8 protein-coding genes are annotated in these 13,252 nt (G+C 66.2%); 3 read left to right on the top strand and 5 right to left on the bottom strand.

The genetic code is table 11. From position 1 onward, the window contains the following. Positions 1 to 37: 37 nt before the first annotated feature. The 3 genes from J2728_RS10650 to J2728_RS10640 are packed head-to-tail and all read left to right on the top strand — an operon-like array spanning position 38 to position 5,279. The gene (locus J2728_RS10650; RefSeq protein WP_309998935.1) at positions 38 to 1,567 is read left to right on the top strand and encodes a tryptophan halogenase family protein; all 1,530 of its coding nucleotides are present in this window, start codon (positions 38 to 40) and stop codon (positions 1,565 to 1,567) included. 20 nt (positions 1,568 to 1,587) lie between these two features. Then, positions 1,588 to 3,876 (top strand): beta-glucosidase, encoded by a 2,289-nt coding sequence (locus tag J2728_RS10645; RefSeq protein WP_309998934.1) that lies wholly within the window; start codon positions 1,588 to 1,590, stop codon positions 3,874 to 3,876. After that, complete coding sequence (locus J2728_RS10640; RefSeq protein ID WP_309998932.1) at positions 3,876 to 5,279, top strand: glycoside hydrolase family 30 protein; 1,404 nt, start codon at positions 3,876 to 3,878, stop codon at positions 5,277 to 5,279. The genes J2728_RS10645 and J2728_RS10640 overlap by 1 nt, the downstream gene beginning before the upstream one ends. A gap of 9 nt (positions 5,280 to 5,288) precedes the next feature. Here J2728_RS10640 and J2728_RS10635 read toward each other — a convergent pair whose 3' ends face one another. From J2728_RS10635 to J2728_RS10615, 5 genes are all read right to left on the bottom strand, one after another. Beyond that, entirely contained in the window at positions 5,289 to 6,641 is a 1,353-nt protein-coding gene (locus J2728_RS10635) for an FAD/NAD(P)-binding protein (protein WP_309998930.1), read from the bottom strand. A 174-nt stretch (positions 6,642 to 6,815) separates the two neighbouring features. Further along, entirely contained in the window at positions 6,816 to 7,955 is a 1,140-nt protein-coding gene (locus tag J2728_RS10630) for a hybrid sensor histidine kinase/response regulator (protein WP_309998928.1), read from the bottom strand. Continuing rightward, a complete protein-coding gene (locus J2728_RS10625; RefSeq protein WP_309998925.1) occupies positions 7,952 to 8,521 on the bottom strand; it encodes a chemotaxis protein CheB in 570 nt (189 codons plus the stop codon). Before J2728_RS10625 ends, J2728_RS10630 begins: the two co-directional genes overlap by 4 nt. Next, positions 8,518 to 9,339, bottom strand: a complete 822-nt coding sequence (locus tag J2728_RS10620) for a CheR family methyltransferase (protein WP_309998923.1) — start codon at positions 9,337 to 9,339, stop codon at positions 8,518 to 8,520. Before J2728_RS10620 ends, J2728_RS10625 begins: the two co-directional genes overlap by 4 nt. 2 nt (positions 9,340 to 9,341) lie before the next feature. Next, positions 9,342 to 12,722, bottom strand: coding sequence for a response regulator (locus J2728_RS10615; protein WP_309999462.1), 3,381 nt, complete (start codon positions 12,720 to 12,722; stop codon positions 9,342 to 9,344). Between the last annotated feature and the right edge of the window lie 530 nt (positions 12,723 to 13,252).

The raw sequence follows: 13,252 nt of genomic DNA, 5'->3' as shown, positions 1-13,252 counted from the left end.
GCGGCCCCGACCTTTGACAAAAGACCGGGAGGCGGGCGTGAAACCGCTCAAGAAGATACTGATCGCTGGCGGCGGTTCGGCCGGATGGATGACGGCGGCGCTGTGCGCGCGCCTGTTCCAGGGCCTTTACGAGATCGTCTTGGTCGAGTCCGAACAGATCGGGACAATCGGCGTCGGCGAAGCGACCATCCCGGCCATCAAGACCTTCAACGAGCTGCTGGGCCTCGACGAGGACGACTTCCTGCGGAAGACGCAGGGCTCGTTCAAGCTGGGCATCCAGTTCCGGAACTGGTGGCGCAAGGGCGAGAGCTACCTGCACGGCTTCGGCGTCATCGGTCAGGACCTGGGCTGGCTGCGCGCCCACCAGTACTGGCTGCGCATGCGTGAGCTGGGTCGCGCGCCGCCCCTCGACAATCTCGCGATCAACAACGCCATGGCGCTGAACGACAAGTTCATGCGCGCCCGGGCCGACATGAGCGACTCGCCGATTGGCCATATCGCCCACGCCTTCCATTTCGACGCGGGCCTCTACGCCAAGCACCTGTCGACCTACGCCCAGGCGCGTGGCGTCAAACGGCGGGAGGGCAAGATCGTCGATGTGGCGCTGCGCCCCGACGACGGCTTCGTCCAGTCCGTCACGCTGGAAGACGGCGAGACGATCACCGCCGACTTCTTCGTCGACTGCTCGGGTTTCCGAGGCCTGATCATCGAGCAGGCCCAGAAGACCGGCTACGACGATTGGACCCATTGGCTGCCCTGCGACCGGGCCATCGCCGTGCCGTCCGAGCGCTCGGAGCGCTTCACGCCGTACACGCGCTCGACCGCGCATGACGCCGGGTGGCAGTGGCGTATCCCGCTGCAGCACCGCACCGGCAACGGCCACGTCTACTGCAGCCGCTTCATCGACGATGACGAGGCCGAGCGCGTCCTGTTGTCCAATCTGGACGGCGCCCAGCGGGCCGATCCGCTGCGCATCCGCTTCACCACCGGCAAGCGCAAGAAAATTTGGAACAAGAACTGCGTGGCCGTGGGCCTGGCCGCCGGCTTCATGGAGCCGCTGGAGTCGACCAGCCTGCATCTGATCCAGTCGTCGGTGATCCGCATGGTCCGCCTGTTGCCGGACGCCGGCTTCGACCAGGCGACGATCGACGAGTTCAACCGCCAGACCGACTTCGAATACGAGCGCATCCGCGACTTCATCATCCTGCACTACAAGGCCACCGAGCGCGACGACACCGCCTTCTGGCGCCACTGCCGAGATATGGAGGTCCCCGGGACGCTCCAGCGGAAGATGGATCTCTTCCGCGCCAACGGCCGGGTGTTCCGCGAGGACGACGAGCTGTTCACCGAGGAGAGCTGGATCCAGGTCTTCCTGGGCCAGGGCGTGATCCCGCGCGGCTACGACCCCCTGGTCCGCGTCCAGTCGGACGAGGCGATCGCGCAATATCTCGAGAACATCCAGACGGTCATCGGCAAGTGCCTGGCCGTGATGCCCAGCCACGCAGAGTTCGTGGCCCGGACCTGCCAGGCTCCGCCCTTGGCCGCGCCCCTTGTTCCAACACCCTGACGATTGCACGGAGTAACGCCATGACGCTCGCCGCCCAGCCATCTTCCGCCTTGCGGATCCTGTGCCGGACCACCGCCGCCGTGGCGTTGCTCTCGCTCGCGCCTCTGTCTGGCGCCCTGGCCGAGGTCATGCCGACCAAGGATAGCGCGCCCCTGGCGCCGCGCGCCAATGACCCGGCGTGGGCTCGCGCCGACGCCCTGGTCAAGCAGATGACCCTGGACGAGAAGATCACCTATCTGCACGGGCTCTTCCCGCCCAACGCCAAGCCCGCGCCCGCCGACATGATCCCGTCGGCCGGCTATGTCCCGGGCGTTCCGCGTCTGAAAATCCCGACCCTGCGCGAGACCGACGCCAGCCTCGGCGTCGCCAATCAGGTCGAGCAACGCAAGGGCGACGTCGCCACGGCTCTGCCGTCGGGCCTGGCCTTGGCCTCGACCTTCGAACCCAAACTCGCCTATGCGGGCGGGGCCATGATCGGCGCCGAGGCTCGCGCCAAGACCTTCAACGTGTTGCTGGCCGGCGGCGTCAACTTGACCCGCGACCCGTGGGCGGGCCGCAACTTCGAATATCTTGGCGAGGATCCGCTGCTGGCCGGCGAGATGGTCGCCGAACAGATCAAGGGCGTGCAGTCCAACCACATCGTCTCGACGATCAAGCACTTCGCCCTGAACGCCCAGGAGACCGGCCGCCACGTGATGGACGCCCAGATCGACGAGGCGGACCTGCGCGAGAGCGACCTCCTGGCCTTCCAGATCGCGATCGAGAAGAGCAATCCCGCCTCGGTCATGTGCGCCTACAACAAGGTCAATGGCGACTGGGCGTGCCAGAACGACTTCCTGCTGAACAAGGTGCTCAAGCGCGACTGGAACTATCCGGGCTTCGTGATGTCCGACTGGGGCGCGGTGCACAGCACGGTCAAGGCGGCCCTGGCCGGCCTCGACCAGCAGTCCGGCCAGGAGCTGGACACCCAGATCTTCTTCGGCGACGACCTGAAGGCCGCCGTGGCCAGGGGCGAGGTCAGCCAAGCCCGCGTCGACGACATGGTCCGCCGCATCCTGCACGGAGTTATCACCTCGGGTCTGATGGATGACCCGACCCCGGCGACCGCCCAGCCGATCGACTATGACGCCCACGCCAAGGTCGCCCAATCGGTGGCCGAGCGCGGTTCGGTGCTGCTGAAGAACGATCGCGACCTGCTTCCCCTGGCCAAGACGGCCAAGAAGATCGTGCTGATCGGGGCTCATGCCGACGTCGGCGTGCTGTCGGGTGGCGGCTCGTCCCAGGTTCGCTCCGTGGGCGGAGCACCGGTCGAGATCCCGCTGAACGGCGGGGAGGCGGCCTCGTTCGTCCGCGTCACCTGGCACGCGTCCTCCCCCCTGGAGGCCATCAAGGCCGCCGCGCCGGGCGCGGAAGTGGTCTATGTCGACGGCAAGGACCCCGCCGCCGCCGCGGCAGCCGCCAAGGACGCCGACGTCGCCATCGTCTTCGCCTGGCACTGGCAGACCGAGGCCCAGGACGCGCCTTCGATCGCCTTGCCCGACAACCAGGACGCCCTGATCGACGCCGTGGCGGCCGCCAACAAGAACGCGATCGTCGTGCTGGAGACCGGCGGTCCGGTGTTGATGCCGTGGATCGACCGCGTCGGCGCGGTGCTGCAAGCCTGGTATCCCGGTCAGCGCGGCGGTCAGGCGATCGCTCGCCTGCTGTTCGGCGAGGTCAATCCGTCGGGCCGCTTGGCCATGACCTTCCCGAAGTCCGCCGACCAGGCTCCGCGCGCCAGCGCGCCGGGCTTCGCCGAGCAGGCCGCGATCGATGACGCCCGCCGCGCCGACAAAACCGTCCCCGGCATCAAGGGCTTCCCGGTCAAATACGTCGAGGGCGCGGCCGTCGGTTATCGCTGGTACGCTCAGCGCAAGCTGACGCCGCTCTATCCATTCGGCTACGGCCTTTCGTATACGTCGTTCGCCTACAAGAACCTCAAGGTCGAGGACGCCGCGGGCCTGAAGGTCAGCTTCGAGGTTACGAACACCGGCAAGGTCGCCGGCGCCGACACGCCCCAGCTCTATGTCACGGCGGGCAAGCGCGCGCCGATGGTTCGTCTCGCCGGGTTCGAAAAGGTGGATCTGGCGCCGGGCGAGACCAAGCGCGTCACGCTGACGGTCGAACCGCGCCTCCTGGCTGACTACGAGGCTTCAAAGCCCGGCTGGTCGATCGCGGCGGGAAGCTATCCGCTCTATGTCGGCCGCAACGCCAGCGAGCCCGTGCTCACGGGCAAGGCCAACCTGAAGGCCTGGTCGAGGAAGCCCTGATGCGCGCGTTTTGCACCACGTTCGCCGCGCTGGCGGTCGCTTTCCCGGCCGTCGCCGCGCCCAAGCTGCAAGCCTGGGTGACGACGGGCGACAAGAGGCAGCTCTTGGCCGAGCAGCGGGCTTCGCGCGCCGTCTCGGCGCGGGATGTCGCTGACCTGCCGGTGATCGCCGTCGATGCCAAGGAGCGCCATCAGTCGATCGTGGGGTTCGGCGCCTCGATCACCGACTCCTCGGCTTGGCTGATCCAGAACAAGCTGAACGCAGCGCAAAGAGACGCGCTTCTACGCGAGCTGTTTGGTCGGGCGAACGGAGGCCTTGGTTTCAGCTTCGCTCGGGTCACCATCGGGGCCTCTGACTTCTCGCTGGATCACTACAGCCTGGACGACACGCCGAACGGCGCGCCCGACCCGAAGCTCGAGCACTTCTCCCTGAAGCGGCCGGAGCAGTACGTCTTCCCGACCGTCCGCGCGGCGCTGAGGATCAATCCGGACCTCAAGGTCATGCACTCGCCCTGGAGCGCGCCGGCCTGGATGAAGACCACCGGGTCTCTGGTCCAGGGCGAGCTAAAGCCGGAGGCCTATCCCGTCTATGCCGACTTCTTCGCGCGCTACATTAAGGGCGCGGCCAAGCTGGGCGTGCCGGCGGACTATCTGAGCATCCAGAACGAGCCGGATTTCGAGCCGGACAGCTATCCCGGTATGCGCTGGAAGCCCGAGGATCGCGCCCGCTTCTTCGGCGAGAACCTGGCGCCGGTGTTCCAACGCGAGAAGATCGCGACCAAGGTTCTCGACTGGGACCACAACTGGGACAAGCCTGACCAGCCGATGACGGTGTTGGCGGACGCCAAGGCCAGAGCCTTCCTCGCGGGCGTGGCTTGGCATTGCTACGCCGGGGACGTTTCGGCCCAGGCGCCGGTGACGGCCGCGCATCCGGACAAAGAGGTTTTCCTGACCGAATGCTCGGGCGGTGAGTGGGCGCCGAAGTTCGACGACAGCTTCTCCTGGATGATGGAGAACCTGATCATCGGCTCCACGCGCGGGGGCTCGCGCGGCGTCCTGATGTGGAACCTGGCGCTCGACGAAAAATTTGGCCCGCACAAGGGCGGATGCAGCGACTGCCGGCCGTTGGTGACGATCGATAGCCAGACCGGCGCGATCACCCGGACGCAGGAGTACTACGCGTTCGGGCACGCCAGCCGTTTCGTGAAGCCCGGCGCCACGCGGATCGGATCGCCCGCGCGGGTCGGGGATCTACGCACGGTCGCGTTCCAGAACCCGGACGGTCGTCGCGTTCTCCTGGTCCTGAACATCGGCGCTGGCGCGGCGGACTTCGCCATCTCGGACGGCGTCAGCCAGTTCAAGGCGTCATTGCCGGCGCGTTCGGCCGGCACCTTCACTTGGTGAGAAGGTCGTCTAGGAGCCGAGACTGGCTAAGACGGCTTTCGCCACGGCGGCCGCCTGCCCGCGGATGTCGGGCACGGCGATGATCTCCCAGTGCGCGGCGCGGGTCGAAGGGCCCACGGCGAAGAGGCGGGGGAGGGCGTCGCCGCTCGCGTTTCGCAGACGGTTGTCGTCGTCGAGATCGAACCCGAGGCGCAGTGGATCCGGGCGCGCGAGCCCCTGGCGGACGAGGTCCCGCACGAACGCGTCCTCGGCGGCGAGAATGTCGCCGGTTGGTCCCGTGCAGTTGATCACGCGGGCGGCGCGGAAGGCGTAGCCGGCGTTGCCGCCGCGCGCGCGCCACTTGCAGACGGCGTGGCCTTCGGCGTCCAGGCTCATTTCCCGGATCTTGCCGGCCGCGATCACCAACTGGCCGCTGGCCAGCATGGCGTCGATGCGCTCGGCGACCTCGGGGGCCAGTCGGTGACGATGGATATCCCAGAAGGGACGCGCGTGGCGCAGGAAGGCTTGCCGGCGCCGAGGCGACCAGCTTCGCCACAGAGCCTGGGTCACTGGGCGGACGGCGTCGACCGCCGTGCGCCAGCCACGTTCGCGCGCGGTTTGCTTCAGCCAGGCGAGCAAGGCCAGCGGCGACAGGTCGCCCGGCGGGGGCGGGCAGGGCGTGGGCGCGCCTTGGTGGCGCAAGGGGGCTAGGCCACGGCGGGACAGCGCGAGCATGGGCCGGCCCGGCTGGGCGTCGTCCAGCGACAGGGCGACGTCGACCATGGTGAGGCCCGAGCCAATCAGCATGACCGAGCCTTCCGGCAAATCGCTGGCGCGCCACCGCCATGGATCGGCGATATAGGCGGGTGAGGTGAGGAACGCCTCGTCAACGCCTTGAGGACACGCCGGCGGCGGATTGCCCAGCGCCAGGATCGTCGCGTCCACGTCGTGGCTCTGTCCAAGCGCCGTGGTCAGGCGCCAGCCTTGGCCATGGGGCGCGATGCCGATGACAGCGTCGGGAATGATCACAAGGCGGCCCAGACTTTCCGGGCCTTCCGCTATCCCGGCGATCTGGGCCTGAAGATAACGTCCGTAGTCCGCCCGGCTGGCGAAGCCGCCAGGGCCAACATCCACTCCCTGATCCGCGAGCCAGGTCACGAAGTGATCCGGGCGATCTGGCCAGGCGCTCATATTGCCCGCCCGGACGTTGAGCTTGTGGCTGGGATTGTGGGTGGAATAGGCCGCGCCGAGGCCGACCGGGGCGCGCTTTTCGAAGAGCAGGACCTTCGCCGTGTGGCTTCGCGCCAGCAGGTTCAGCGTGGTCATGACCCCGCTGAAGCCCGCCCCGACGACGGCGATGATCGGCGCTTGAGAGCGGCGCATGACTCAAACCCTACAAAATCACTTGGGTTTTGTGAGCGATCCGCTCGGCCAAGGCAAGACGCCTTCGCGAAGAGGCGCTGCCCTTAAGGGATTCCGCCCTCCAGCAAGGGGACCGGGCATCTGATTTCGCGAAGAGAACCTTGCTGTCTTGATGGAGGCCAGGGCAGCGGTGGCCTAGTCCGCGATGGGAAGCTGAACTGTGAACGCGCTGCCGCGGTCTTCGCCCGCGCTTGTCACGGTGATGGATCCGCCGTGCAGCGAGACGAGCTGCTTGACGAGAGCGAGGCCGATCCCCAGTCCGCCCTGCGCCTTGCCCAAGTGGTCTTCGACCTGAGCGAAGATCTCGAAGATCTTGGCCTGCATCTCGGCGGGCACGCCGACGCCCGTGTCCGACACCGTGATGGTCGCCCAGCCTTCGGCCGCCGTCGCCGAGAGGGTGACGGTCCCGCCGCGCGGCGTGTACTTCGCCGCGTTGTTCAGCAGGTTCGAGACGATCTGAGCCAGCCGCGTGTGGTCGCCATCCAGCCATACGGGCCGGTCGGGGAGGTCGATGACGAAGCTGTGGCCGGCGGCTTCGAGATGGTGCTGGCTGGCGTCGATCGCCGACCTCAGGACCTCGCCCAACTCCAAGCGCGCTTTTTTCAGGATGATCTTGCCCTGGCTCACGCGCGAGACGTCCAGCAGGTCGTCGACGAGATGAGTCAGGTGCTCGAGCATCCGCTCCATCCGACCGCGGATGTCCTTGGCGCGTTCGGGGGGGATATCCTTGTTGAGAAGATGCAAGCCGCCGCCGAGGGCCGCGACGGGGTTGCGTAGCTCATGGGCCAGGACGGCTAGGAAGTTGTCCTTGTGCCGGTCAGCCCGTCGCAAGGCTTGGGCGGCGGCCTCCAATTCGTCGCGCTGGGCTTCGATCTGGCGGCGCTGCTCGTAGAGGTCGAAGAAGACATTGGCCTTGCTGCGCAGAATATGCGCCTCGATCGGCTTCTGTATGAAATCGACCGCGCCGGCCTCGTAGCCGCGGAAGCGGCGCTGGCTGGTGGCCGCGCCGGCGGTGACGAAGATAATCGGGATATGGCGCGCGCGTTCGCTGCCCCGCATGAACTCGGCCAGTTCGAAGCCGTCCATGCCCGGCATCTGCACGTCGAGCAGCGCCAAGGCGACCTCATGCGTCAGGAGTAGTTCCAGCGCCTCTTCGCCCGAGCGCGCCTTGAGGCAGGTCAGGCCATCGCGCTGCAGCAAGGCCTCGAGGGCCAGGAGGTTCTCCGCCAGATCATCCACGAGCAGGAAGTTGATCGGCTTGTCCGCTGTGGTCATGCGGTCCCCAAACTCGACAGGTACGACGCGATCGCGTCGAGGGTCATTGTGAAAGCGGTAGGGCAGGCCTCTAGGGCGGCGTCGGGCATGGCCGTGGCGTAGGCTTCGGCGCGATCCTGGACGATCGCCACGCCGCCAGCCTCTAGCAGCGCTCTAAGACCAGCCGCCCCATCATGATTGGCTCCGGTCATGATAACGCCGACGACGGCGTCACCGAAAGCGTCGGCGGCGCTCTCGAAGAGGACGTCGATCGACGGGCGCGAATAGTTGACGGGCTCGTCCGCCGAGAGCGCCAGGGTCCCGCCACTCTCAACGAGAAGATGGTAGTCCGACGGCGCGAAGTAGATCACGCCCCCGACCAGAGGCTCCTTGTCCTCCGCTTCCTTGACCGTCAGGTCGCACTTGGCCCGTAGCAGCGGAACCAGGACATTGTCCCGATCGGGCGGCACGTGCACGACGACCAGCACCGGGAGCGGGAACCTGGCGGGCAGGGCCGGCAGCAAGGCCAATAGAGCTTGCACCGCGCCGGCCGACGCGCCGATCACGACCAGGGCGGGCCGGCTCATGGTTCGCGCCTCTGGTAGATCTTCTCGGCGGCGGCGAATTCCGAAAAGGCGGCCGCGTGCGTCGAGAATCTCAGGCTCTCCTTGGAGCCAAGCCCAAGGAATCCCTTTCGGGTCAGGGACTCGTGGAAGAGGCCGATCGCCCGGTCCTGCAGGGGTCGATCAAAGTAGATCATGACGTTGCGGCATGAGATCAGGTGCATCTCCGCGAACACCGCGTCCGTCACCAGGCTATGGTCGGAGAAGACCACTCGGTTTCGCAGGGCCTTGTCGAACGCCGCGCGGCCATAGGCGGCCGTATAGTAGTCCGACAGCGAGGATTTGCCGCCTGAGGCCTGGTGGTTCTCCGTGAACTTGCGAATGCGGTCGAGGGCGTAGACGCCGGCTTCGGCGGCCGCCAGGGCCTCGGCGTTGATGTCGGTGGCGTAGAAGATCGTTCGGTCGTAGAGCCCTTCCTCGCGAAAGAGGATAGCCAGCGAATAGACTTCCTCGCCGTTACTGCAGCCGGCGATCCAGACCTTCAGCGACGGATAGGTGCGCAGGTGCGGCAGGACCTTCTCGCGCAGCGCGCGGAAGTAGGACGGGTCGCGGAACATCTCGCTCACCTGGACGGTGAGGAAGCCCAGCAGGCGCGGCAGCATGGCCGGATCGTGCAGGAGGCGGTCCTGCATCGCCGAAACGGACGGAAAGCCCAGTTGAGCGCGGGCCTGGGTCAGGCGGCGCTTGATCGACGCCCGCGCGTAGTGGCGGAAATCGTAATGATAGCGCTGGTAAAGCGCTTCCAGCAGCAGCTGGATCTCCAGGTCCTCGATCTCGGACACGCCTACCTCGGCATCCAGACGCGAACCAGGGACAACAGCTTGTCCACGTCGATCGGCTTGGCCATGTAGTCGTTGGCCCCGGCCTCGATGCAGCGGGCCTGGTCGTCGGGCATGGCCTTCGCCGTCAGCATCAGGATCGGCAGCTTCGACCAGCGAGGATTCTCGCGGATCGACCGGGTGGCGGTTAGGCCGTCCATGACCGGCATCATCACGTCCATCAGGACGAGATCAATCGCCTTGGTCGGATCCTGCGCCGCTCTGCCCAACGCATCGATCGCCTCCTGGCCATTGCGAGCGATCTCGACGACGGCCCCGCGGGGCTCCAGCACGTTGGTCAGTGAGTAGACATTGCGGATGTCGTCCTCGACCACCAAGATCCGGCGGCCTTCGAGCACCGCGTCGCGGTTGCGCGCCTTTTGAATCATCTTCTGCTGTTCGGGGGGCAAGGTCGCGACCACCTGGTGCAGGAACAGCGAGACCTCGTCCAGAAGGCGCTCGGGTGACTTGGCGCCCTTGATGATGATCGAGCTGGAATAGCGCCGCAGACGCTGCTCGTCGTCGGCCGACAGGTCGCGCCCGGTGTAGACGATGACGGGCGGGAAGGCGTGGTCCCCGTCCTGGCTGAGCGTCTCCAGCAAGGAGTAGCCCGAGGCGTCCGGCAGGGAGAGATCCAGCACCATGCAGTCGAATGTCTCTCGCTTGAGCGCGTCCAAGCACTCCGCGGCCGTTCCGACGCCAACGGTCTCGACGTCGGCGGATGTCAGGAGCGTGCCAAGGGCCTCGCGCTGGACGTTGTCGTCCTCGACAATCAGCACCCGTCGCACCGTGCTGGCGAGCTTGGCCTCGAGGGTCTTCAGCACGTCGGTCAGATCATCCCGCTTGACCGGCTTGACGAGGTAGCCGATCGCGCCGAGCGAGAGGGCGGTCTGGCTGTGGTCCTCCGCCGAGATGACGTGAATGGGGATGTGACGCGTGGCGTCATCGCGCTTTAGGCGGTCCAGGACCAGCAGGCCAGATTCATCGGGCAAGCCGACGTCCAACACCACGGCGCTGGGTTTGAACTCGCGGGCGAGCCTCACGGCTTCCTCGGCGGTGCTGGCGACGAGACATTGGAACCCTTGTTCGCGCGACAGGTCACGGACGATGCTGGCGAAGGTGTTGTCATCCTCGACAACCAGCAACAGCCGCCGGCCGCCGAGCGCTTGATCGCGATCGTCCTCGACCGACTTGGGCGTCGTCGTCCGCTTCGCGGGCGATCGCGGCGCGGGGGCGGGCGTTTCGATCAGCCCTGGCGCCTCGCGGGGCGCCACGCGTGAAGGGGCGTAGGCGAGGGGAATGGTGACGGTGAACGTGCTGCCTTCGCCAGGCTGACTTTCCAGGGCGATAGATCCCCCCAGCAAGCGCGATAGCTGTCGGCTGATCGATAGGCCAAGACCCGTGCCGCCGTACTTGCGGCTGATGGTGCCGTCGGCCTGGCGGAAGGCCTCGAAGATGGCCTCCCGCTGCTCCGCCGAGACGCCGATGCCGGTGTCATTGACGGCGAACGCGATGCCGCCGTCGTCCGCCGGCGCGATCTTCAGGCTCACGCCGCCCTTCTCGGTGAACTTAAAGGCGTTGGAGAGGAGGTTCTTCAGCACCTGCTCCAGGCGCTGGCGGTCCGTCTCGATCACCATGGGGCAGCCCTTGGCGATCTCGATCGCGAAGTCGAGTCCGCGGCTGTCGGCGACGGGATCGAACAGCTGGCGCAGGTCGCTGGTCAGGCGGCGCAGGGAGACGCTCTCGGGGCGAACCTCGATGTGGCCCGCTTCGATCTTGGACAGGTCGAGGATGTCGTTGATCAGGTTCAGGAGGTCATTGCCCGAGGACTCGATGGTCTGGGCGAACTTGACCTGTTCGGTCGACAGGTTGCCGTTGGGGTTGTCGCTTAGCAGCTTGGAGAGGATCAGCAGAGAATTGAGCGGCGTGCGCAGCTCGTGGGACATGTTGGCCAGGAAGTCGGATTTGTATTGGCTGGCCTGCTCCAACTCGCGGGCCTTCAGCGCCACGGCCGCGCTGGTGTGTTCCAATTCGTCACGCTGGGTTTCCAGCATGCGGGCCTGTTCTTCCAACTGGCTGTTGGTCTGCTCCAGTTCCGCCTGCTGCTGCTCGAGGCGCGTCTGGGTTTCCTTGAGGGCGCGACCTTGTTCCTCGAGCTCCTCGTTGGACACGCGCAGTTCCTCGCTCTGGACCTGCAATTCCTCCGATTGGCGTTGGGTCTCTTCGAGCGTGTCTTGCAACTCGGCGCGGTAGCGGGCCGAGCGCAGGCCGATGCCAATCGCGCTCGAAGCCTCTTCCAGGAACTCCAGGACTCGATCATCGACGGGCTGCAGGAAACCGAGCTCGATCACGGCATTGACCACGCCCTCGGCCTTCACGGGGACAATGACCAGATGCTTGGGCTTATCCTGCCCGAGCGCCGAGCCGATCTGGATGTAGCCGTCTGGAACGTCGTGAACGATGGTGGACACGCCTTCGGCGGCGACCTTGCCCAATAGCCCCTCTCGAAGATTGAAACGCTCCGGCGTCTGGGCGTCGGCGGGGATGCCCAGGCTGGCGGCGCGGTAGAAATGGCCGCCGTGGCCCTTGAAGAGAGCGCCAGCCTGGAAGCCCAGGTACCTCGAGAGGAAGGCCAGGATGTTGTCGGACAGCATCTCCACCGAGAGATCGCCCATCATCGCCGAGGCCAGACCCACCTGGCCGCCTTGCAACCATTCGCCCCGCGCATGGGCGCGAGCCGCGCGACGGATCAGATAAAACACCACCGCCGTCAGGATCGCGCCAAGCAGGCTCGCCAGCACGCCGCTCAACAGCGCGGTGTTGTAGGCCGCGCCCATCTCGTTCAAGCGGATATCGCGCAGGCGGTTTTCCTCTTGCCGCATGGTCGCGATCTGGCGCCGGATGGAGTCCATCTCGACCTTGCCGCGATCGGTATTGACCAATGCCGTGGCCGCCTCGGCGTCGCCCCGTCGGCGCAACGCGATCGTTTCCTCGAGCTCGGCGAGCTTGGCGCTGATCTGCCGTTCGAGCACGGCGAGGTTGGCCTGCTGCGTCGGGTTGTCCCGGGTGAGGGTCCTGACCGTGTCCGCTCGTGTCGCAACCGCGGATGTCGAGGCCTGGTAGGGCTCCAAATAGCGGTCGTTGCCGGTGAGGAGATAGCCACGTTGGCCGGTTTCGCTGTCCTGGACGGTGGACAAGAGGTCGTCGATCGCCATCAGGACGTCGTGCGAGTGCCAGATCATCCGGCTGTTGCTTCGCAGCATCTCGACGTTGCGATAGGCGACCATGCCGCTGGCCAGGAAGAACAGCAGCACCAAGGCCAAGCCGAACGCGGCCCAGACCTCCATGCGAGACCAGGGCAGCAACGAACGCGAAGAGTTTGAGGTCGACATCTCTATTCCGAGGCCAAAGCGCTGGGCGCTAGGATATTGCGGGGCGCGGCGATGATCGCCCTTGCGCCGGCGTTCCCGCGGTCGAGCCAAATATCTCGCCGCCATTCATTGCCGTGAATATGAACACCACGCCCCCGCCCGCGCCAAAGCGCGTTGGGCTGAAACGCGGCTGTTCAGCTTCGGTTCCAGGAAGAAAGCCTAGCTCTAGGCGCCGGATCGGGATGTTCAACAGAAGCATCGATTTTCCCACGGCCAATCTCGAGAGCCTCTTCTAACCCCTTCTTCGCGCGTTGCGAGGCCAGGGACGGGCATGGAAAGCCCGGCGCCCCGCTGAAGGCTTATCGTGTTCCGATGATCGGCGCGGCCCATAAGAATATCGTGACTCTGATGGTGGCGCTGCAGACGCGCGGCCCCGCCGGAGATTGTGATTAAGTCATTCTTATAACTAAGTAATCCGTTCCGGCGCGCGCTGCCTGCCGCGCGGG

The organism is Caulobacter segnis (assembly GCF_031454995.1).
Taxonomy (GTDB): domain Bacteria; phylum Pseudomonadota; class Alphaproteobacteria; order Caulobacterales; family Caulobacteraceae; genus Caulobacter; species Caulobacter segnis_E.
Note: the sequence above shows the minus strand (reverse complement) of the source record. Positions and strands in the feature narration are given on the sequence as shown.